The following is a 20,113-nucleotide window of genomic DNA, read 5'->3' as shown; positions in this document are numbered from 1 at the left end:
ACCGCGTAGTATCCGACCATGGAACTGGCAGCGGGTTTCGCGTCCATCTCCCGAGACGACTGGCGGGCGCTGGCGGTCGAGGTCCTGCGTAAGTCGGGGATCGAGACGGGCTCGCCCGAGGAGGCCCTGTCCGGCCTCACCTATGACGGGGTGACGGTCGCGCCGCTCTACGACCAGGACGACCTGTCCGGCGATCCCGGGCTGCCCGGCGAGCCGCCATACGTGCGCGGGACCCGGGTGGTGGGCGGCTGGGACGTGCGGCAGCGGCACGCGGTGGCCGATCCCGAGGCGGTGCTGGCGGACCTGGAGAACGGCGTCACGTCGCTGTGGCTGGTGGTGGGGGACGGCGCGATCCCGGTGGACGCGCTGGGCGCCGTGCTCAAGGACGTCTACCTTGATCTGGCCCCGGTCGTGCTGGAGGCGGGGGAGCACGTACGCGAGGCCGCGGAGGTCCTGTTCGGGCGCGGCGCCGCGGTGAAGGGCAACCTGGGGGCCTCCGCCTGTGCCGGGGGCGCGGGGCTGGAGCTGGCCCTGCGCTGTGTCGCCGGCTTTCCTGGGCTCGCGGCCGTCACCGTCGACGCGACGCCGTACCACGACGCGGGCGGCAGCGACGCCGAGGAGCTGGGCTGCTCGATCGCCCAGGGCGTCGCCGAGCTGCGGGCGCTCACCGGCGGCGGGCTCTCCGTTGAGCAAGCGCTAGGGCAGATCGAGTTCCGGTACGCCGCCACGGCCGACCAGTTCGCCACCATCGCCAAGCTGCGCGCGGCCCGCCGGCTGTGGGCCAGGGTCGCCGAGGTGTGCGGGGCTCCCGAACACGGCGGGCAGCGGCAGCACGCGGTCACCGGCTCGGCCATGATGACCGCCCGCGACCCCTGGGTGAACATGCTGCGCACCACCCTGGCCTGCTTCGCCGCCGGGGTGGGCGGCGCCGACGCGGTCACGGTGCAGCCGTTCGACGCCTGCCTCGGGCTGCCGGACGCCTTCTCCCGCCGCATCGCCCGCAACACGCAGTCGCTGCTGCTGGAGGAGTCGGGGCTCGGGCACGTCGTCGACCCCGCCGGGGGCTCCTGGTACGTGGAGCGCCGCACCGCCGACCTCGCCGAACGGGCCTGGTCCTGGTTCCAGGAGATCGAGGCGGCCGGCGGGATCACGCAGGCCGGCGGACTGGTCACCGGACGGATCGCCGCCACCCGCGCCCGCCGCGCCGGCGACATCGCCCACCGCCGCTTCCCGATCACGGGCGTGAGCGAGTTCCCTGACGTGCGCGAGAAGCCGGTCCGCCCGCCCTCAACCGCCCCCGCGTCACGGCCCGCCGCCGCGGGGTTGCCGCGGATCCGGTACGCCGAGGCGTTCGAGGCGTTGCGGGACCTGGCCGACGCGCAGCCCGAGCGGCCCAAGGTGTTCCTCGCCACCATCGGGCCCGTCGCCGCCCACACCGCGCGGGCCTCGTTCGCCGCCAACCTGTTCCAGGCGGGCGGGCTCGGCACCGAGACCGCCGGCCCGGGGGCCGACCCCGAGCAGATCGCCACCGCGTTCGCCGTGAGCGGCGCCGCCGTGGCGTGCCTGTGCTCGACGGACAAGCTGTACGCCCAGCACGCCGCCGCCGTCGCCGCCGCACTGCGCAAGGCCGGTGCGAGGAAAGTGTGGCTGGCGGGGAAGGGGGAGTACGAAGGCGTGGACGGAAACCTCTACGCGGGCTGCGATGCGCTGGCCGTGCTCCGCGAGACCTTCGACCACCTGGAGGTGACCCGATGATCCCGGACTTCTCCGGCATCCCGCTCAACGCCCTGCCCAAGGACGGCCCCGGGAAGCCGGAGCACGCCGGTGAGGTGTGGGAGACGCCGGAAGGGATCGGGGTCAAGCCGCTCTACACCGCGCACGACCTCGAGGGGCTCGACTTCCTGCGCACCTACCCCGGCGCGGCCCCGTACCTGCGCGGTCCCTACCCCACCATGTACGTCAACCAGCCCTGGACCATCCGCCAGTACGCGGGCTTCTCCACGGCCGAGGAGTCCAACGCCTTCTACCGGCGCAACCTGGCCGCCGGGCAGAAGGGCCTGTCGGTGGCCTTCGACCTGGCCACGCACCGGGGGTACGACTCCGACCACCCCCGGGTCTCCGGTGACGTGGGCATGGCCGGGGTCGCGATCGACTCGATCTACGACATGCGGCAGTTGTTCGACGGCATCCCGCTCGACAAGATGTCGGTGTCGATGACCATGAACGGCGCCGTGCTGCCCGTCCTCGCGCTGTACATCGTGGCGGCCGAGGAGCAGGGCGTCGCGCCGGAGCAGCTCGCCGGGACCATCCAGAACGACATCCTCAAAGAGTTCATGGTCCGCAATACCTACATTTATCCCCCGTCACCGTCTATGCGGATTATTTCGGATATCTTTGCCTATACGAGCGAAAAGATGCCGAAATTCAACTCCATTAGCATTTCGGGCTACCACATCCAGGAGGCCGGCGCGACGTGCGACCTGGAGCTGGCCTACACGCTCGCCGACGGCGTCGAATACCTGCGGGCCGGGGTGGCCGCCGGGATGGACATCGACCGGTTCGCGCCGCGGCTGTCGTTCTTCTGGTGCATCGGCATGAACTTCTTCATGGAGGTCGCCAAGCTCCGGGCCGCCCGGCTGCTGTGGGCCAAGCTGGTGTCCGGGTTCAATGCGAAAAATCCGAAATCGCTGAGCCTCCGTACCCACTCCCAGACCTCCGGCTGGTCACTGACCGCGCAGGACGTCTTCAACAACGTCGCCCGCACCTGCGTCGAGGCCATGGCCGCCACCCAGGGCCACACCCAGTCGCTGCACACCAACGCGCTCGACGAGGCCCTCGCGCTGCCCACCGACTTCTCCGCCCGCATCGCCCGCAACACCCAGCTCCTTCTCCAGCAGGAGTCGGGCACGACCAAGGTGATCGACCCGTGGGGCGGCTCCTACTACGTCGAGCGCCTCACCCACGACCTCGCCGAACGCGCCTGGGCCCACATCCAGGAGGTCGAGGCCGCCGGCGGCATGGCCAGGGCCATCGAGGCCGGCCTGCCCAAGCTCCGCATCGAGGAGGCGGCCGCCCGTGCCCAGGCCCGCATCGACTCCGGGCGCCAGCCCGTGATCGGCGTCAACAAGTACCGCGCCGAGAGCGACGAGGCCATCGAGGTGCTCAAGGTCGACAACAGCTCCGTACGCGCCCAGCAGCTCGACAAGCTGGCCCGCCTGAGAGCCGAGCGCGACCCCGACGCCGTGCAGCGGGCACTCGACGCGCTCACCAAGGCCGCCGACAACCCCGCGCCGGGCCTGGACCACAACCTGCTCAAACTGGCCGTGGACGCCGCCCGGGCCAAGGCCACGGTGGGGGAGATCTCCGACGCCCTCGAGCGGGTGTTCGGCAGGCACGCCGAGCCGGTACGTACCATCTCTGGGGTGTACCGCGACGAGTCAGGCCATTCCGACAACATCGAGCGCGTCCGCCGGGCCTGCTCCGACTTCGAACGGGCCGAGGGGCGCCGCCCGCGCATCCTCGTGGCCAAGATGGGCCAGGACGGTCACGACCGCGGGCAGAAGGTGATCGCCACGGCCTTCGCCGACCTGGGCTTCGACGTGGACGTCGGCCCGCTGTTCCAGACGCCGGAGGAGGTCGCCAGGCAGGCGGTCGAGGCCGACGTGCACATCGTGGGCGTGTCGTCGCTGGCCGCCGGGCACCTCACGCTGGTGCCCGCGCTGCGCGGGGCACTGGCCGACCTCGACGCCGGCGACATCATGATCGTGGTCGGCGGCGTCATCCCGCCCGGCGACCACGACGAGCTGCGGGCCGCGGGCGCCGCCGCGATCTTCCCGCCGGGCACGGTGATCGCCGACGCCGCCCTGGACCTGCTGGACCAGCTGCGGAACCGTCAGTAGGTCCCGCTCTGGCACATCGTGACGGAGATCGTCCGCTGGGTCATGATCGGGGAGGTGATCCGGAGCGTGACCCGGTGGACGCCTCCGCTGCTCCGGAGGTTCTGCGGCGAGGCCAGGTAGCGCTGGCCGTTCTCCGCGATGGCCGCCGACGAGCGGCCCACCGGCGTGCGGTCGATGTACCAGGTGTACCTGAAGTTCACGGGCCGGCCGGTGCGCTGCACCAGTGCCTGGAGCGTCACCTCGCCCCCCGACCAGCAGTCGCCGTTCCTGGTGCCGCCCGCGCGGACGTAGACGAGCCTGAGCTGCCCGTCCGCGCCGGGCTCCGCGGTGGACGTGGTGCCGTCGGTCGGGACCGTGCTCGGGTCGCCGTCGCTCTGCGGGCTCGGCCCTGGGGTACGCGTCCGCTTCGGCCGCTGCGACGGCGTGGAGCCGGCGGCATCCGAGGTCGAGGGCGCGCTGCTCGCGACCGAGACGTTCTTGGGCGTGGGGGTCGTGGGGGTGAGCCACATGATGGCGCCGGCCAGCGCCAGCGCGGAGACGGCGGAGGCGCCCGCGATGAGCACGATCTTCATGCGGCGCCGCCCGGACCGGCGCGGCGGCACGCGCGCCCCAGCCGGAGCCTGGGGCGGGGCTTGAGCGGGCGTTTCGCCTGACGCGAGCAGGTCGACCAGCGCCGAGTGCTGGGCCGTCGCCGGCTCGGGGACCGGCTGCTCACCTGTCGGCGGACGCTGGACGGCAGCGGAGTGCCCGAACTCCGCCGGAACCGGCGCCTCGACCGGGGCGCCCAGCGGGAACGCCGCCTGACCCACGCCATGATGCGCCACCGGCTCCTGGCCGTAGTGCCCGGCCGGCTCCTGGCCGTAGTGCCCGGCCGGCTCCTGGTTGTAGTGTCCGGCGGGTTCCTGGCCGTAGTGCGCGGCGGGGTCCTGGTTGTAGTGTCCGGCCGGTTCCTGGTTGAAGTGCGCGATCGGCTCTTGGCCGTAGTGCCCGGCGGGATCCTGGCCGTAGTGCCCGGGTGGTTCCTGACCGTAGTGCTCGGCCGGGACGGACTGGGCCGGGCTCTGGTGCGGAGGGCGGCGCCGCGGCAGGGCCGCCGAATGGTCGGGGCCCGGGGCCTGGGCACGACTCCGGCGCGGTGGCGTGTCCTGGTCGAGGTCCGGCTCAGGCGTCTGCTGCCAGGCAGCCGAGGGCTGGTCAAGGGTCTCGTACGTGGCCGGGGACTGGTCGGCGGCGGCCTGGTGCGGGACCGGGGTCTGGTACGGGACCGGCGTCTGGTGCGCGGCCGGGGCCTGGTGCGAGGCGGCGGGCTGGCGCGAGGGCGCGGTCAGCCGGAGCAGCACGTCGCGCATCGCGGGACGGGCGCCGGGGTCCTTGGCCAGGCAGGCCAGCATGATCTCGCGTACGATCCCCCGCAGCTCGCCCAGCTGCGGCTCCTCGTTCAGGATGCGGTTGATCACCGCGGGCAGCGAGTCGTCGCCGAACGGCGGCACCCCGGTGGCCGCGAAGACCATCACCGACGCCCACGCGAACACGTCGGCCGGGGCCCCCACCGCCTTCCCGGCGAGCTGCTCGGGCGCCATGTACGCGGGCGTGCCGACGAAGGTGCCGGTCGCCTTCACACCGGAGCCGAGCGCCGCGGCGATGCCGAAGTCCACGACCTGCGGCCCCTCAGGCCCCAGCAGGACGTTCGACGGCTTGAAGTCCCCGTGGACGACGCCGGCCTGGTGGAGGGCGTCCAGCGCGGTCGCGGTGGACACGGCGAGCCGCTGCAGCTCCGCCCCGCCCTGCCGGCCCGCCTGCTGGAGCGAGGGCCCGTCCACGTACTCGGCCACGATGTACGGCCTGCCGCTGGTCGAGGCGTCGAGCACCTGCGCGAGGCAGAACGGCTCGACCTTGCGTGCGGCGGCGATGTCCCTGGCGAGGCGGTCGTCCCCGGCGAGTCCCTCGCGCAGCACCTTGACGGCGACGGGAGTCCCGTTGCGGGCCTGGCCGAGATAGACGACACCGTGGCCGCCCGCGCCGAGCCGACCGACCAGCCGGTAGGGTCCCACCGTTGCCGGGTCGCCCTCGCGGAGGGGTTCGACGTTGGGCATGAGGGGAGTGACTCCTGTGACGGCTGAGGTTAGAACTCCAGCACCCTACTGGCAAAAGTCAAGGCTTGTCAGAGCTTAGGCTGATCGATTGGGAAGAAAAGGGGTAAGTCGGGTGCATTCGCTGGAGGACTACGCCCAGGGCGTACGGGCCGGGTCCCGTACGTGGATCGCTCGCGCGATCACGCTGGTCGAGTCGACCAGGCCCGACCACATCGCGCTGGCGCAGCGGCTGCTCGTCGAGCTCACCCCGCTGTCCGGCCACGCGCGGCGGGTGGGCATCTCCGGCGTGCCGGGCGTGGGGAAGTCCACGTTCATCGACTCCCTCGGGACGATGCTGACCGCGCGCGGCCACAAGGTGGCCGTGCTGGCCGTGGACCCCTCCTCCACCAGGACGGGTGGCAGCATCCTCGGCGACAAGACCCGCATGGCCCGCCTGTCGGCCGACCCCGGCGCCTTCATCCGCCCCTCGCCGACCTCCGGCACGCTCGGCGGCGTCGCCAAGGCGACCAGGGAGGCCATGGTCGTGGTGGAGGCGGGCGGCTTCGACGTCGTCCTGGTCGAGACCGTCGGCGTGGGCCAGTCGGAGACCGCGGTGGCCGACATGGTGGACACGTTCCTGCTGCTCACGCTGGCCCGCACCGGCGACCAGCTCCAGGGCATCAAGAAGGGCGTGCTGGAGCTGGCCGACGTCATCGCGGTCAACAAGGCCGACGGCGAGCACGAGCTGCCGGCCAGGAAGGCCGCGCGGGAGCTGTCGGGCGCGCTGCGCATGCTCCGCTCCGACTCGGTCCCGCCGCCGGTGCTCACGTGCAGCGGGCTCACCGGCGACGGGCTGGAGAAGCTCTGGCGGCACGTGCTGGCCCACCAGGACTCGCTCGACCTGGCCGCCAAGCGCCGCCGCCAGCAGGTGGGCTGGACGTGGACCCTGGTGCGGGACCGGCTGCTGGCCGAGCTGCGCAACGACCCCGAGGTGGCGGCGATCACCGATGAGGTGGAACGGGAGGTTCTCGCGGGCGAGCTGACCCCCTCGCTCGCGGCCGACCGGCTCCTGTCGGCCTTCAAACGCACGTGAGACATTCCGGGGACAAGCCACGGTCTACCCCCACGTCTATCCCAAGGCGTGGGATTGCTCTTAGAGTCGGGCTCAACACCGTCCAGGAGGCCAGGCATGTCCAGCATTCCGTCCCTGCTACGCGACCGGATCACGGCGACCCCCGACGCCGAGGCGTACCGAACACCCTCGGAGAGCGGCTGGACCTCGCTGACGTGGCGGGAGGTGGGCGAACGGGTGCGCGGGCTGTCCCTGGGCCTGGCCGGACTGGGCGCCGGGCCCGGCAAGCGCGTGTCGATCCTCTGCTCGACCCGGCTCGAATGGATCCTGGCCGACCTGGCGGTGCTGGCCACGGGCGCGGCCACGACCACGATCTACCCGTCCAACACGGCCGCCGAGGCGGCGTTCGTCATCACCGACTCCGGCAGCACGATCGTGATCGCCGAGAACGACGACCAGGTCGCCAAGCTCAGGTCCGTCCAGAAGGAGCTGCCCGACGTCACCCACGTGGTGGTCATCGACGGCACGCCGAGCGACGACGGCTGGGTGGTCAGGCTCGACTCTCTCCACGATGACGGCGACGGCGACTACGACGGCATGGTGGACGCCATCGCCCCGGACGACCTGGCCACGCTCATCTACACCTCCGGCACGACCGGCCGCCCCAAGGGCGTGGAGCTGACCCACGACAACTGGCTCCACGCGGCGGGCGGCGTACGCCGGCTGAACCTGATCTCCGGGGACGATCTGCACTTCATGTGGCTGCCGCTGTCGCACTCGTTCGGCAAGCTGCTGGAGGTCGTCATGATCGACATCGGCGTGCCGACCGCGATCGACGGCCGCCTCGACAAGATCGCCGAGAACCTGGGCGTGCTCAAGCCGACGTTCATGGCCGCCGCGCCGCGCATCTTCGAGAAGATCCACAACACCGTGGTGGCCACCGTGCGGCGCGAGGGCGGGGTCAAGCTGCGCATCTTCAACTGGGCCCGGCAGACCGGCCTCCGGGTCACCCGCGCCCGCCAGCACGAGGCGCCCATCCCGCTCACCACCAGGATCGAGTACGCCCTGGCCGACCGCCTGGTCTTCGCCAAGCTCCGCGACCGGTTCGGCGGCCGGATCCGCTTCTTCATCTCCGGCGCGGCCCCGCTGTCCCAGGACATCGCGGAGTTCTTCGACGCGGCGGGCCTGACGATCCTCGAGGGGTACGGCCTGACGGAGTCGTCGGCGGGCAGCTTCCTCAACCTGCCGGATTCGGTGAAGTTCGGGACGGTCGGGCCGCCGCTGCCCGGCACCGAGGTCCGCATCGCCGACGACGGCGAGATCCTCATCGGCGGTCGCGGCATCATGCGCGGCTACCACGGGCTGCCGGCGGAAACGGCCGGCGCGCTGGAGGACGGCTGGCTGCACACGGGCGACATCGGCGAACTCGACTCCGCCGGCCGGCTGCGCATCACCGACCGGAAGAAGGAACTGATCAAGACCTCGGGCGGCAAGTACGTCGCGCCGACGTACCTGGAAGGCCGGATCAAGGCGACCTGCCCGTACGTGTCGCACGTGTTCGTGTACGGCGACCGGCGCAACTACGTCACGGCGCTGGTCACACTCGACATGGACGTGGCCGGGCCGTGGGCGCGGGCCGAGTCGCTGCCGGAGGACCCGGAGAAGCTGCGCGCGCACCCGCGCATGCGCGAGGAGGTCCAGAAGGCCATCGACCAGGTCAACGCGGACCAGGCGAGCTACGCCACGGTCAAGAAGTTCGCGATCCTGGCCGAGGACTTCACGGTGGAGACGGGCGAGCTGACGGCCAGCCTCAAGATCAAGCGCAAGCAGGTCGAGGGACGCCACGGCGAGACGCTCGACGCCTTCTACGAGGGGTAGTCGCCATCTCGGCCTGGCGTAGGGTTCCTGGGTGATCTCCCATCTTCCCGTGCGCCCGAGGCATTGCGACGCGCAGGCCATGATGCACGCCGCCCGGTACTACGAGTACTTCGAGGACGCCTTCCTCGACTGGCTCGGCGCCAGGGGCGGCTACGGCCGGCTCCGGCAGGAGGGGGCCGACCTGGTGGTCAAGGCGAGCGGGTGCGAGCACCACGCCCCGGCCCGGCTCGGCGACGTGCTGGCCGTGGAGAGCACGCCGGCCAGGGTCGGCTCGACCTCGATCACGATGACGTTCACGATGCGGCGCGAGGACGAGCTGGTGGCCGTCGGCACGATCACGTACGTGTGCGTGCGCGACGGCCGGGCCACCCCGCTCCCCGCGATGCTCAGAGACCCCGCTTAGCTTGGATGCTCTCGCTCAGCTGGCCCGCTCGGCCCCCGCTCAGAGGACCCGCTTGGCCCCCGGCAGCGACCGCACCAGGTACGCCAGCACCCAGCACAGCGGCAGCGACACGACCAGCATGATCGCGAACTTGACGATCGCGATGGCGTCGAGCCGGCGCAGCCCGTAGCCGACGGCGACCAGCACGAGCGGGTGGACGATGTAGACGGTGAAGGCGTGGTCGGACAGGAACCGGCCGCGCGGCCCCTGCTCGCCGAACCGCTCCCGGAAGAGCACCGACAGCCCGATGACCATGCTGACCGCGAACGCCGACTCCCAGGCCGCCGTCAGCGCCGAGGCCGCCGCGCCGCTCGTCATGCCCGAGAGCGGTAGCAGTACGGCGGTCGACACGCCCGCCGCCACGAGCCCCAGCCGCCCGGCCCGCGCGGGCAGCGTCTCGAACCAGCCGCGCCGGAAGGCCACGCACCCGAGCGCGAACATGGCGACGTACTGCGGCAGGAAGCTCGGTGTCGGCAGCCCGAGCACCGGCACGTAGCTGCCGGTCGGCACCAGGAACAGCCGCCACAGGAACGTGACCACCGCCAGCCCCGCGGTGAACAGCACGACCGACCCGAACCGGAGCGGAGCGGGGCGCTGGTCGAGCGGCGCCCGCAGGGACCGCCACAACGCGTACGCCAGGGCGAAGACGATCAGCACCTCGGCGAACCACATCGGCCCCGGGTCCCACGAGACCAGGTAGTACTGCCAGTACGGGACGCCGTCGAGCTGCGCGTACCCGCCGAAGTTCACCAGCGGCCGGAGCAGCAGCAGGAAGGCCAGCAGCGGGATGCCCAGCCGCACCAGCCGGTCCCGCACGAAGGCGCGACTGCCCTTGCGGTCGTACGAGCCGGGGGTGAAGAAGCCGGAGACGAGGAAGAAGAAGCCCATGAAGAACGCCTGGTTGAACGTCACCAAGATGTCAAGCAGGATCCCCGACGGGTCCTTGGCGGGCTCGGTGTAGTACCACAGGGGGATGTGCCCGTAAGTGACCGCCACGTGGTGGACGACGACCAGCACAGTGAGCACGGTCCGGAGGTTGTCGATCGAGTGGAGCCGGGTTCTCGGCGCGGTCTTCATTTCTTGCAGGCCCTTTCGAAGAGGTCGGCCAGCTCGTTCGCGTGTGCCTCGAGGTCGTGCTCGGGATAGGCCGCCCAGTAGACGAACATGCTGTCCATGGCGGCCGCCAGCGAGACGGCCATGACGCGGAGGTCGAAGTCCCTGAACTCGCCGGTGCGCTGCCCGAGCTGGAAGATGCTCTCCAGCGCCCGGTAGATCTCCTCGCTGGTGTGCACGCCGTAGCGGGGCTTGCCGTCGGCGGTGCGCAGGTTCATGAAGATCTGGCCGAGCGCTATGATCTGCGCGCGGTGCCCGCGCATGTGTGCGGCGTTGGCGATGACGTACGTGCGTAGGAGCCCCCTGGCGCCCTCCACCTTCTCCATCTCGGCCAGGACGTGGTCGGCGGCCTGCTTGTAGACCCGGTTGACCACCTCCTCCATCAGCTCCTCTTTGCCGGCGAAGTGGTAGGAGATGACGCCTTTGCTGATGCCCGCATGCTTGGCGATGCGTGCCAGCGACGCCTGGGCGAATCCGGCCTCCGCGATCACCTCGACGGCCGACGCCACGATCTGCGCGCGCCTGGCCTCCTCGATGAACGACCGCGGCTTCTGGCCGGTTGGCTCATTTTCTGACCGCATGGCCAAAACTTAGCACACGCGGCCAGGAGTGGGCGCAGCGTCCCTAGGGGTGAGGCCGGCGGCGAGCCGATGCAGCGCCTCCGGGGTCGTCATCCGGCGTCGGCGGCCCCGCGGTGGCGCGGTGGGACGGTGGCGACGAGCCCCGAGGTGCGCACCTCCCACGCGCCGCAGGCACACCTCAGGTAGGAGACCGTGCCCTCGGAGGTGCGGTGGGAGGAGACGACGGCCAGGGCCAGGGGGTCGTGCAGGTGTCTGGAGTGCATGACTCCAATCTGCTGTAATGCCCTTATGCATTTCAACGCTTACGGTGGCAACGGGGCGGCGCTCGCGGCGGCCCTGGTGAACGCGACCGACTTCAGCCCTGAGGCGGTCGAGGCGATGCTGACCGAGCACCGCCTGCTCCGCGCCGCCGTCACGGCCGGACAGGCCGAGGAGCTGCGTGAGTGGGCGGGGCGGCTCGCGCCCGTGTTCGGGGAGCGCGACCAGGACACGCAGATCAAGCTGATCAATGACCTGCTCGACATCACCGCGACCAAGCCGTACGTCAGCGCGCACGACGGCCGCGAGCCGCACCTGCACTTCTTCGACCCGAGCGCCGACATCGTGGCCAGGGCGAAGGACACCACGGCGGGCGGGCTGGCCATGGCCATGTCGTTCGCGGGCGGGCATCGCCTGGGGCGGTGCGACCGCGAGGGGTGCGAGGTCGTCTTCGTGGACACCTCGCGTAACGGGCGACGCCGGTTCTGCTCGCCGGCCTGCGCGAACCGGGTCAACGTGGCGGCGCACCGGGCCAGGAGCCTTGCCAGATAATCTTCGCGTCGCGTAGTCTTCTCACGTCTTATCGCCGAGCCCTGGGGGCCGTTGACGTGAGGATCTGAGGTCGCGGGCACCGCGCCGTTCCGCCCTGTCGTGGGCACTGCGCGCACACCTGGACCTCTGGCGACCTCATCGCCCCCTCTTTCCTCGTGCTGCGCGCATTTGCGGTGATTCCCGCCAAGTCACGAAATTTCGACCTTTGTGACGGGAGCCGCCTTATGCCTTTTTCCATTGTTGTAGATCACGTGTCCTTCGGCTGGCCGGACGGCACCAGCGTGCTCGACGGGCTCGACGCCGCGTTCCCCGCCGGACGTACCGGGCTCATCGGGGTCAACGGGTCGGGCAAGTCCACCCTGCTGAAGATCATCGCGCAGGAGCTGGCCCCTCGCTCAGGGGCCGTGTCCGTGTCGGGGGAGGTGGGGTACCTGCCGCAGAACGTCCCGCTGGGCGCGAGCCGTACCGTGTCGGACCTGCTGGAGATCAGCCAGACGCGGGCGGCGCTGCACGCCATCGAGAGCGGCGACGTGGCCGAGGAGCACTTCGCCGCGGTCGGCGACGACTGGGACGTCGAGGAGCGCGCCCGGGCCGAGCTCGACCGGCTGGGGCTCGACCACATCGGGCTGGACCGCACGGTCGGCACGCTGTCGGGCGGCGAGACCATCATGGTCGCGCTGGCCGCCCAGCTGCTGAAGCGGCCCGAGGTGCTGCTGCTCGACGAGCCCACCAACAACCTCGACCTGGACGCGCGGGAACGGCTCTACGCCGCGGTCGCCGCCTGGTCGGGGGTGCTGGTGGTGGTCAGCCACGACCGCGCGCTGCTGGAGCTGGTCGACCAGATCGCCGAGCTGCGCGACGGCGTCGTACGCATGTACGGGGGCAACCTGAGCGCCTACGAGGAGCAGGTCGCCGGCGAGCAGCAGGCCGCCCTGCGGATGGTGCGGACCGCGGAAGGTGAGGTCCGCAGGCAGCAGCGGGAGCTCATCGAGGCCCGTACCCGGATCGACCGGAACCTGCGCACCGGGCGGAAGGCGTTCGAGAACAAGAAGGTGCCGAAGATCGTCGCCAACACGCTCAAGGGGAAGGCCCAGGTGACCGCCGGCAAGCAGCGCAACCTGGCCATCGAGAAGCTGGAGGAGGCGCGTGAGCGGCTGACGGAGGCCGAGCAGGCGGTGCGCGACGACGCGGAGATCCGAATCCAGCTGCCCGGCACGGAGGTGCCCGCCGGTCGCACGGTCCTCACCCTCCCGCTCCCACCGCCTCCGGCCCTCGCCACCCGTCCGCTGTCCTCCGACGGTGCCGCCGCCGCCCATGATCAGGGCACGACCGCCGTGGGCGACGTACGAGGGGAGCTTGGCGCGGCTGAGTCACGGGACGCGGCCGCGCCGGACTCCCGCCACGGCGAGCACGGCGAGCACCGCGAGGGCGGCGAGGGCCGCGAAGACGTGGTGCGTGGCGTTGTGCTGGAGACGTTGGTGGTGCGTGGTCCCGAGCGGATCGCGTTGCTCGGTCCGAACGGGTCGGGCAAGACCACGTTGCTCAAGCGGATCATCGAGCACGGCGCCCACGTCCCCGTCCGGTACCTGCCGCAGCGCCTCGACCTCCTGGACGACACCCTGAGCGTCGTGGACAACGTGCGGGCCGTGGCCCCGGACGCCTCCGTGAACGAGGTCAGGGCCCGCCTGGCGCGCTTCCTGTTCAGGGGCGAGCGGGTCAACCAGGCGGTCGGCACGCTGTCGGGAGGCGAGCGCTTCCGGGCGACCCTCGCCGCGCTCCTGTCGGCGGAGCCGCCGCCACAGCTGCTCCTGCTCGACGAGCCGACGAACAACCTGGACATGTCCAGCGTCCGCCAGCTCTCCCAGGCGCTGAACGCCTACCGAGGGGCGCTCATCGTGGCCAGCCACGACGTGCCGTTCCTGGAGACGATCGGGATCACCCGGTGGCTGCGACAGGATCGGGACGCTGGACTGACGGAATCGTGATTGACGTGTGGGGATCAACCGGGCGATAGTGTGACAGGTGGCTGGACCCCGGTTGATCTCCTGTGTTCTCGCCCTGGCAACCCTCACGCTCGGCGCCTGTTCGTCGTCCTTACCGTCGCCGACCGGAGGCGAGTCGAAGGTCAGCGGCGTCGCCGGCGGCAGTGGCGGCGGCGCGCCCGTCAGCGGCGGCGGCTCGGATGCGAGCAGCAGCCCCAGCCCGAGCGCGCTCACGGCCGAGGCGTACAAGAGCGCGCTCGAGAGCAGGCACAAGGCGCTGGCCGGGGCGATCGACGCCCTGGCGGGTGCACGCAGCGTCAAGGCCCTGGACGACCGGGTCGGGCGCGCCGAGGAGGCGCTGAGCGGCGCCGCCGACGCGCTGGCCGCCATCGCCCCGCCCGACGCCGTACGCGCCCAGCACGACGCGTACGTGGCCGGCCTGCGTGACTTCGCCAGCGGGCTGGGCGCCACGGCGGGCAAGGTCGGCGCCAGGAACCTGTGCACGTCGTCGGCCGTGCTCATCGACCTCGACGACCAGCTGGCCGCGCTCGACAAGGCGGGCGAGGCCCTGCAGAGCGCCGGTGGCTACCCGGCCGACATCGTGGACGTGAAGGCCGGGAAGAAGGCGACCAGGCGGCTGGGAAACGGTTCGTTCATCCGCAGGAGCACGCTCAACGGCCGCAGCTCGCTGGAGATCGACAACGGCGGCACCCGCGACGCCGTGGTCACCGTCGTGAAGGGCGGCAGCAAGACGTTCAGCGTGTACGTGCGCAAGAAGTCGAAGTTCAAGGTCAGGGGCGTGCGCGACGGCTCGTACAAGATCTACTTCACGCACGGCGTGGACTGGGACGGCAAGAGCAAGTCGTTCACGCGCGAATGCAGCTTCGAGAAGTTCGACAAGTCGGTGAAGTTCAAGACGACGTTCACCGCCACGCAGATCCGCTGGCACGACTGGCGGGTCACGCTGCACGCGATCTCGGGCGGCAACGCCAAGACCGCGCCCGTGGACCCCGACGACTTCCCGAGCTGACGCCGTCGACGGCGCGGAAGGCCGTCCCGACAGCGCGGAAGGCCGCGCACCTCGACGGTGCGCGGCCTTTCCGGGTCAGGTCGAGAACAGCATGCCCACCCAGCTGCGCTGATGGCGGTGGTGGCCGTAGTGGCCGCCGCCGTGCGGGGCGCCCCACGCGGGACCGGGGGCGGGGGGCGGCGGGGGAGCCGCGTTGTACTGCGACTCCATCCGGGTCAGCGTCTCGAGCTCGCCGTAGTCGAGGAAGATCCCACGGCAGTTGTCGCACTGCTCGATGTGGACGCCGTTGCGCTCATAGGTCCGCATGTTGCCGCGGCACTTAGGGCACTGCATCTAAGTCGCTCTCCTTGGCTTCGGGGCTTCAGGGTTGAAACCTACCGCGCGCAACCCCGTCACGCTCGGACGATTCTGTTGCACGTCTCAACCAACGACTGCTCGACCTCGTCGAGTTCCCGGCCCTCGCGCTGAGCGTTGACGACGGCCACGGCGGCGAGCTGGACGGTGAGCGCCCTGGCGGGCAGGTCGAGCCGCCGCCACGGGTCGTCGCCCCGGCCCAGCGCGGGCCCGCCGGAGGCCAGGTACGCCCCCAGGAACCGCTCCCAGACGGCCGGTTCGAGCAGCCCCGCGGCGTACCAGGCGGCCGGTCTGGCCAGGTCCCACGCCGGGTCGCCGACGCCGAGGTCGTCGACGTCGATGAGCAGCCAGCGGTCGCGGTGGACGAGCTGGCCCAGGTGCCAGTCGCCGTGCGTGAGCAGCGCGGGCAGCGGAGCGGGCTCGGGCAGCTCCTTGAAGGCCCGCCTGATGAGCTGCTCGACGGGGCCGTCTCCGGTCATCCGGCCCACCGCCCTGGCGGCCCGCGCGGGGCCTCCGGCGGGGGGCAGCCCGGGCAGCGGCGTGAGGGGGATGGCGTGCAGCGCGGCCAGCAGCCTGGCGCCCTCCTCCCAGGGCGCGGAGTCCGGGTCGTCCTGCGCGACGGGGCGGCCCGCCGGCCAGACGGTCACCGCGCGGCCCGCGACCGGCAGCACCTCGGGCTCCAGCGGGGCCAGCATCACACCGCTCACCGCGGCCGAAGCGGCGGCACGCAGCCGGATCCGCAACGACTCCACGTCGTCACGCCGGGAGTGGGCCTTGACCACGACCTCACCCCTGCGTAACACCACGACATCGGTGCGCGTCGGGTGCGACACGGGATCGCCCGCACCGCCGTACGCCGCGGCGACACCCGCCAGCTCATCCTCCAGACCCACTCGTACAGACTATTCGGCGGTATGGGCGGTGCATGCCGCCGGACGCGACCGCCGGATCGGGCCAACCCCCGAGTAGACCTGCGGTGACGGCGGCCCGACACGTTCGGCGTGTGCCATCGTGTGCTGGTCGATGCCCGAGGGCGCCGCTGGTTGCGGAATACGCATGGATCGTCTGGGCGGCCGACTGGACGACCATGTGCTCCCGGGCTGACGATCGCCGGCATCTGCGAGCGCACCGGCCTGTCCAAGGCGGAGTAGCCGGCGGCGGCCGGCTGCCGCGGAAATGAACGCCTTCCCTGACGGTGAGTTACCGAGCTACCGCAGAAGGTTATGTACGCGGGAGTCGGCCCGACCCTTCCGACGCTCGAAAGGGGAACCTCCGTGCTTACGCGTGTCCCGTTGACCGACTTGGCATCGGCCGTCGCCGCAGTGATGGCGGGGCAGGCCCGGCCGCCGCCGCAGCACCGCCCAACTGCGTGGCCAAAGCCAAGGCCGGGGGAATCATCCTGTGGCGCTGGACGCCACCGGACAAAATTGCCCAGGGCTACTACGAACGCGAGCGCTTCACGCAATTCAGCAGGCTCGCGGGAGACACCTGCATCCCCGACGGGACTGCCGGCACAGGCACCCACCGCGAAGGCAGGTACGAAAAGATCGATGACTATTGGAAGCAGGTCAGCTGGCCCTGGGGTGAGTACAAGTACTTCTACAGGGCCGGACTCCCCTCCGACTTGTTCGTCGATGGCGACGGCATCATCTGGCAGCCGTAGAGCGTCATTCCGCAGGGGCGACCAGCCACCATGGCTCGTTCATCGCAGCCGCCCGCTCCACGCGGACGCCAGGCTCGGGCGGTGTGGGTGCCTGGCGTCTTTCCAGGAGCGACTTCGGGCCGTCCTCGGAGGGGAATTCATCCTCCTCCCCTTCAGCCGCTTCCCATGATCGTCCACTACGGTGCTTGTGTGATGTTGCCTGCAGACAGCCACGTGCACAGCGAGTGGTCCTGGGACGCCCCGAATGCCTCGATGGAGCGCGCCTGCGCGCGGGCGGTGGAGCTTGGGCTCCCGGCGATCGCCTTCACCGAACACCTCGACCACACGTCGTTGAACATCGGTTCCGCGGATGATGCCCATCTGCTGTCGCTGAGCTCGCCGGAGGGGGTGTTGAGCCCTCCGGCGTTCGACGTGCACGGGTATCTGGACTCGATCGAGCAGTGCCGCGAGCGCTTCCCCGGGCTACGGATCCTGAGTGGGCTGGAGGTCGGAGAGCCGCACTGGCACGCCGAGGCCGTGGCGAAGGTGCTCGCGGCCGGGCGGTTCGACCGGATCCTGGGCTCTCTGCACTGCCTGCCCGACGGCGACGGGTTCGCGGAACCGTGGGGGCTGTACGACCACCGGGTTGCGGCCGAGGTCGTCCGGGAGTACCTGGCCGAGGTTGCCGGACTGGTGGCGGGGAGCGATGTGTTCTCCGTGCTTGCCCACATCGACTACCCAGTGCGGTCCTGGCCTACGGAGGTTGTGCCTTTCGATCCGGTGGCCTTCGAGGAGGAGTTCCGGCATGCGCTGCGGGCGACCGCCTCGTCGGGGCGGGCCCTGGAGATCAACACAAGGTTGCCGCTGTCACCGGTGATCCTGCGGTGGTGGCACGAGGAGGGCGGGCCGGCGGTCAGCTTCGGCAGCGACGCCCACGACCCGGCCCTCGTCGCTCACGGGTTCCGAGAGGCGGCGGACATGGCAGAGGCGCACGGATTCCGCGCCGCGCAGGACCCGTACGATTTCTGGGCGCGTGTGGACTGACGGTAAGGGGCTGGAACCTCGGTCAGACTAGGGGGCATGAGAGTGGGTTTCGCAGTGCCCCAGTCAGGCCCGTGGGCCACCCCCGGCAACATGCGCCGCATCGCCACGCGGGCGGAGGAGCTCGGCTATCACGAGCTGTGGACGTTCCAGCGCCTGCTGTACCCGGTCGGGCATCCGATGGGGCCGACGTACCGCAGCGTGCACGACCCGCTCATCACGCTGGCCCACCTGGCGGGCGTGACGAGCCGGATCCGGCTGGGCGTGGCGGTGATCAACGCGTACGTGCAGCCGGTGCTGCTGGCCAAGCAGCTGGCCACGCTGCAGACGGTCTCGGAGGGCCGGCTGACGGCGGGGCTCGGGCTGGGCTGGCTGCCGGAGGAGTTCGAGGCCGCGGGCGTGGACATGGAGCGGCGGGGGCGCAGGGGCGAGGAGTTCGTCGAGGTGCTGCGCAAGGCGTGGGCCGACGACGTGGTCGAGCACAGCGGCGAGTTCTACCGCGTGCCGCCCTCCCACATCGACCCCAAGCCGGTGCCCGGGCCGCCGCCGATCCTGCTCGGCGGCACCGCCGAGGTCGCGCTGCGCCGCGCCGGGCGGCTGGCCGACGGATGGGTGAGCTCCAGCAGGGAGGACCTGGCCGCGGTGGCCGGGCGGGTGGACCTGATCAAGGCCACGCTGGCCGAGTCGGGCCGGGACGCGGCCGCGTTCCGCTTCGTGTGCCGAGGGGTCACCCAGGTCCGGGCGGCCGACGATGACCGGCCCCTGACGGGCACGTACGAGAAGATCCGGCGCGACGTGGACGGCCTGGCCGCGAGCGGCGTGACCGACGTTTTCCACGACCTCGGCTTCGACCGCGAGTTCGTCACGCTCGACGCCAAGGAGGCGATGCGCCGGGCCGAAGAGGCGCTGGAGGCCCTGGCCCCCTAGCTTGGGGGGCCTCTAGCCCCAGCCGCCGTACGGGACCGTGATGATCTCCAGGTTGTGGCCGTTGGGATCGGACCAGTAGAGGCCGCGGCCGCCGTCGTGGGTGTTGATCCGCCCCGCCTGCTCATGGTGCGGATCGGCCCAGTACGTCAGGCCGCGGCTCTTGATCCGGTCCCAGATCTGGTCGAACTCCTCATCGCTGACCAGGAACGCGTAATGCTGCGGGATCACCGCCTCGCCGGCCTCGATGACGTCAAGCGAGACGTCGTTGCCGAGCGTGACGACGCGGAACGGCCCGTACACCGGCGCCGGATCCAGGCCGAGGACGTCCACGAGGAACGCGGCGGTCTCATCCCTGTCCCTCGCCTGCACGATGGTGTGGTTCAGCTGGACAGACATACTTTCACGCTATGTCAGCGCGACGGGCAGCGAGCCGATGCCGTTGATGAAGTTCGTCGGCAGCCAGGTCACCGGGCCGGTCACCTCGATGGCCCGCACGCTCGCGCGCAGCTCGGCCAGCAGGGCGGCGCTCTCGGCGCGGGCGAGCTGGGCGCCCAGGCAGAAGTGCGGGCCGTAGCCGAACGTCAGGTGCCGGTTCGGCCTCCTGCCCACGTCGAACCGGTCGGGTTCGTCGAACACGGCCTCGTCCCGGTTGGCGGAGGCGGTCCACAGCGCCAGCACGTCACCGGCCGCGATCCGGCGTCCGGCCAGCTCGGCGTCCCGTGTGGCGATCCTGCCGACGTGCGCGGCCGGGGTGGTCCAGCGCAGGATCTCCTCGACGGCGGTGCCGTCCAGCTCGGGGTCCGCACGCAGGCGCGCCCATTGCTCGCCGTACGTGGCCAGCGCCAGCACGCCCCCGGCCATCGCCAGGCGGGCGGTCTCGTCGCCGCCGATGATGAGGTTGTAGCAGTTGAGCAGCACCTCCTCCTCGGTGAGGCCGCCGCCCACGAGCAGGCTGATGACGTCGTCGCCCGGGGCCGCCCTGCGCTGGGCGGCCAGGCGGGTGTAGTAGAGCAGGATCTCGCTCTGGGCGATCCTGGTGGCCCGCCCGGCGCCCCCGCCGTCGCCGTCGCCCTCGCCCAGCATGGCCTCGTTCGTCAGCTCCAGGACGCGCTGCCGGTCCTGCTCGGGCACGCCCAGGAGCTCGCAGATCGCGCGTAGCGGTACCTGGGCGGCCACCTCGGCCACGAAGTCGCCGCCGCCGCGCCGTACCAGCGCGCCGAGCAGCTCACGGGTGGCGGCGGTGATGGAGCGCGTGACGGGGCCGAGCGTG

The 20,113-nt window shown here is 71.2% G+C and carries 19 protein-coding genes; 11 read left to right on the top strand and 8 right to left on the bottom strand.

Annotation, left to right across the window (positions count from 1 at the left end):
* Nucleotides 1-18 precede the first annotated feature (18 nt).
* Both ABN273_RS19490 and scpA read left to right on the top strand, forming a co-directional pair.
* Nucleotides 19-1,755 carry a methylmalonyl-CoA mutase family protein gene (locus ABN273_RS19490; protein ID WP_349450331.1) on the top strand — a complete coding sequence of 579 codons (1,737 nt, stop codon included), beginning with the start codon at nt 19-21 and terminating at the stop codon, nt 1,753-1,755.
* Nucleotides 1,752-3,899, top strand: a complete 2,148-nt coding sequence (gene scpA / locus ABN273_RS19485; RefSeq protein WP_349450330.1) for a methylmalonyl-CoA mutase — start codon at nt 1,752-1,754, stop codon at nt 3,897-3,899. The genes ABN273_RS19490 and scpA overlap by 4 nt, the downstream gene beginning before the upstream one ends.
* Here the strand turns inward: scpA and ABN273_RS19480 are convergent.
* A complete protein-coding gene (locus ABN273_RS19480) occupies nt 3,893-5,992 on the bottom strand; it encodes a serine/threonine protein kinase (RefSeq protein WP_349450329.1) in 2,100 nt (699 codons plus the stop codon). The genes scpA and ABN273_RS19480 overlap by 7 nt on opposite strands.
* A 112-nt stretch (nt 5,993-6,104) precedes the next feature.
* Here ABN273_RS19480 and meaB point away from each other — a divergent pair, with 112 nt between their 5' ends.
* From meaB to ABN273_RS19465, 3 genes are all read left to right on the top strand, one after another.
* The gene (gene meaB / locus ABN273_RS19475; RefSeq protein ID WP_349450328.1) at nt 6,105-7,064 is read left to right on the top strand and encodes a methylmalonyl Co-A mutase-associated GTPase MeaB; all 960 of its coding nucleotides are present in this window, start codon (nt 6,105-6,107) and stop codon (nt 7,062-7,064) included.
* Between the two features lie 96 nt (nt 7,065-7,160).
* Nucleotides 7,161-8,921, top strand: coding sequence for an AMP-dependent synthetase/ligase (locus tag ABN273_RS19470; protein ID WP_349450327.1), 1,761 nt, complete (start codon nt 7,161-7,163; stop codon nt 8,919-8,921).
* 49 nt (nt 8,922-8,970) lie between these two features.
* Entirely contained in the window at nt 8,971-9,324 is a 354-nt protein-coding gene (locus tag ABN273_RS19465; protein WP_349450326.1) for an acyl-CoA thioesterase, read from the top strand.
* A 39-nt stretch (nt 9,325-9,363) separates the two neighbouring features.
* On the opposite strand, the gene ABN273_RS19460 is transcribed toward ABN273_RS19465, so the two are convergent.
* The 3 genes from ABN273_RS19460 to ABN273_RS19450 all read right to left on the bottom strand — a co-directional run bounded on the left by ABN273_RS19460 (nt 9,364) and on the right by ABN273_RS19450 (nt 11,320).
* Nucleotides 9,364-10,440, bottom strand: coding sequence for an acyltransferase family protein (locus ABN273_RS19460; RefSeq protein WP_349450325.1), 1,077 nt, complete (start codon nt 10,438-10,440; stop codon nt 9,364-9,366).
* Nucleotides 10,437-11,057 carry a TetR/AcrR family transcriptional regulator gene (locus ABN273_RS19455; RefSeq protein ID WP_349450324.1) on the bottom strand — a complete coding sequence of 207 codons (621 nt, stop codon included), beginning with the start codon at nt 11,055-11,057 and terminating at the stop codon, nt 10,437-10,439. Before ABN273_RS19455 ends, ABN273_RS19460 begins: the two co-directional genes overlap by 4 nt.
* An 89-nt stretch (nt 11,058-11,146) precedes the next feature.
* Nucleotides 11,147-11,320, bottom strand: a complete 174-nt coding sequence (locus tag ABN273_RS19450; RefSeq protein WP_349450323.1) for a hypothetical protein — start codon at nt 11,318-11,320, stop codon at nt 11,147-11,149.
* 25 nt (nt 11,321-11,345) lie between these two features.
* Between ABN273_RS19450 and ABN273_RS19445 the strand changes: the two genes are divergently transcribed.
* From ABN273_RS19445 to ABN273_RS19435, 3 genes are all read left to right on the top strand, one after another.
* The gene (locus ABN273_RS19445; RefSeq protein ID WP_349450322.1) at nt 11,346-11,867 is read left to right on the top strand and encodes a CGNR zinc finger domain-containing protein; all 522 of its coding nucleotides are present in this window, start codon (nt 11,346-11,348) and stop codon (nt 11,865-11,867) included.
* A 224-nt stretch (nt 11,868-12,091) separates the two neighbouring features.
* Nucleotides 12,092-13,852 carry an ABC-F family ATP-binding cassette domain-containing protein gene (locus tag ABN273_RS19440; protein ID WP_349450321.1) on the top strand — a complete coding sequence of 587 codons (1,761 nt, stop codon included), beginning with the start codon at nt 12,092-12,094 and terminating at the stop codon, nt 13,850-13,852.
* A 37-nt stretch (nt 13,853-13,889) separates the two neighbouring features.
* On the top strand, nt 13,890-14,879 hold the full coding sequence (locus tag ABN273_RS19435; protein ID WP_349450320.1) for a hypothetical protein: 990 nt from the start codon (nt 13,890-13,892) through the stop codon (nt 14,877-14,879).
* Nucleotides 14,880-14,954: 75 nt separating this feature from the next.
* Here ABN273_RS19435 and ABN273_RS19430 read toward each other — a convergent pair whose 3' ends face one another.
* Together ABN273_RS19430 and ABN273_RS19425 are read right to left on the bottom strand one after the other, a co-directional pair.
* Nucleotides 14,955-15,212 carry a TFIIB-type zinc ribbon-containing protein gene (locus tag ABN273_RS19430; RefSeq protein WP_349450319.1) on the bottom strand — a complete coding sequence of 86 codons (258 nt, stop codon included), beginning with the start codon at nt 15,210-15,212 and terminating at the stop codon, nt 14,955-14,957.
* A gap of 59 nt (nt 15,213-15,271) precedes the next feature.
* The gene (locus ABN273_RS19425; protein ID WP_349450318.1) at nt 15,272-16,126 is read right to left on the bottom strand and encodes a phosphotransferase; all 855 of its coding nucleotides are present in this window, start codon (nt 16,124-16,126) and stop codon (nt 15,272-15,274) included.
* Nucleotides 16,127-16,602: 476 nt separating this feature from the next.
* On the opposite strand from ABN273_RS19425, the gene ABN273_RS19420 reads away from it, so the two are divergent.
* From ABN273_RS19420 to ABN273_RS19410, 3 genes are all read left to right on the top strand, one after another.
* Complete coding sequence (locus ABN273_RS19420) at nt 16,603-16,896, top strand: hypothetical protein (protein ID WP_349450317.1); 294 nt, start codon at nt 16,603-16,605, stop codon at nt 16,894-16,896.
* A 192-nt stretch (nt 16,897-17,088) separates the two neighbouring features.
* Complete coding sequence (locus ABN273_RS19415) at nt 17,089-17,919, top strand: PHP domain-containing protein (protein WP_349450390.1); 831 nt, start codon at nt 17,089-17,091, stop codon at nt 17,917-17,919.
* A gap of 36 nt (nt 17,920-17,955) precedes the next feature.
* Nucleotides 17,956-18,843, top strand: a complete 888-nt coding sequence (locus ABN273_RS19410; RefSeq protein WP_349450316.1) for a TIGR03619 family F420-dependent LLM class oxidoreductase — start codon at nt 17,956-17,958, stop codon at nt 18,841-18,843.
* A 12-nt stretch (nt 18,844-18,855) separates the two neighbouring features.
* On the opposite strand, the gene ABN273_RS19405 is transcribed toward ABN273_RS19410, so the two are convergent.
* Nucleotides 18,856-19,239, bottom strand: coding sequence for a VOC family protein (locus tag ABN273_RS19405; RefSeq protein WP_349450315.1), 384 nt, complete (start codon nt 19,237-19,239; stop codon nt 18,856-18,858).
* Between the two features lie 9 nt (nt 19,240-19,248).
* Nucleotides 19,249-20,028, bottom strand: coding sequence for a cytochrome P450 (locus ABN273_RS19400; protein ID WP_349450314.1), 780 nt, complete (start codon nt 20,026-20,028; stop codon nt 19,249-19,251).
* Nucleotides 20,029-20,113 lie beyond the last annotated feature (85 nt).

Origin of the sequence: Nonomuraea sp. B19D2 (assembly GCF_040137845.1) — a bacterium.
Lineage (GTDB): Bacteria > Actinomycetota > Actinomycetes > Streptosporangiales > Streptosporangiaceae > Nonomuraea.
The sequence above is the reverse complement of the archived record's forward strand: the minus strand, read 5'-3'. Positions and strand labels throughout refer to the sequence as shown.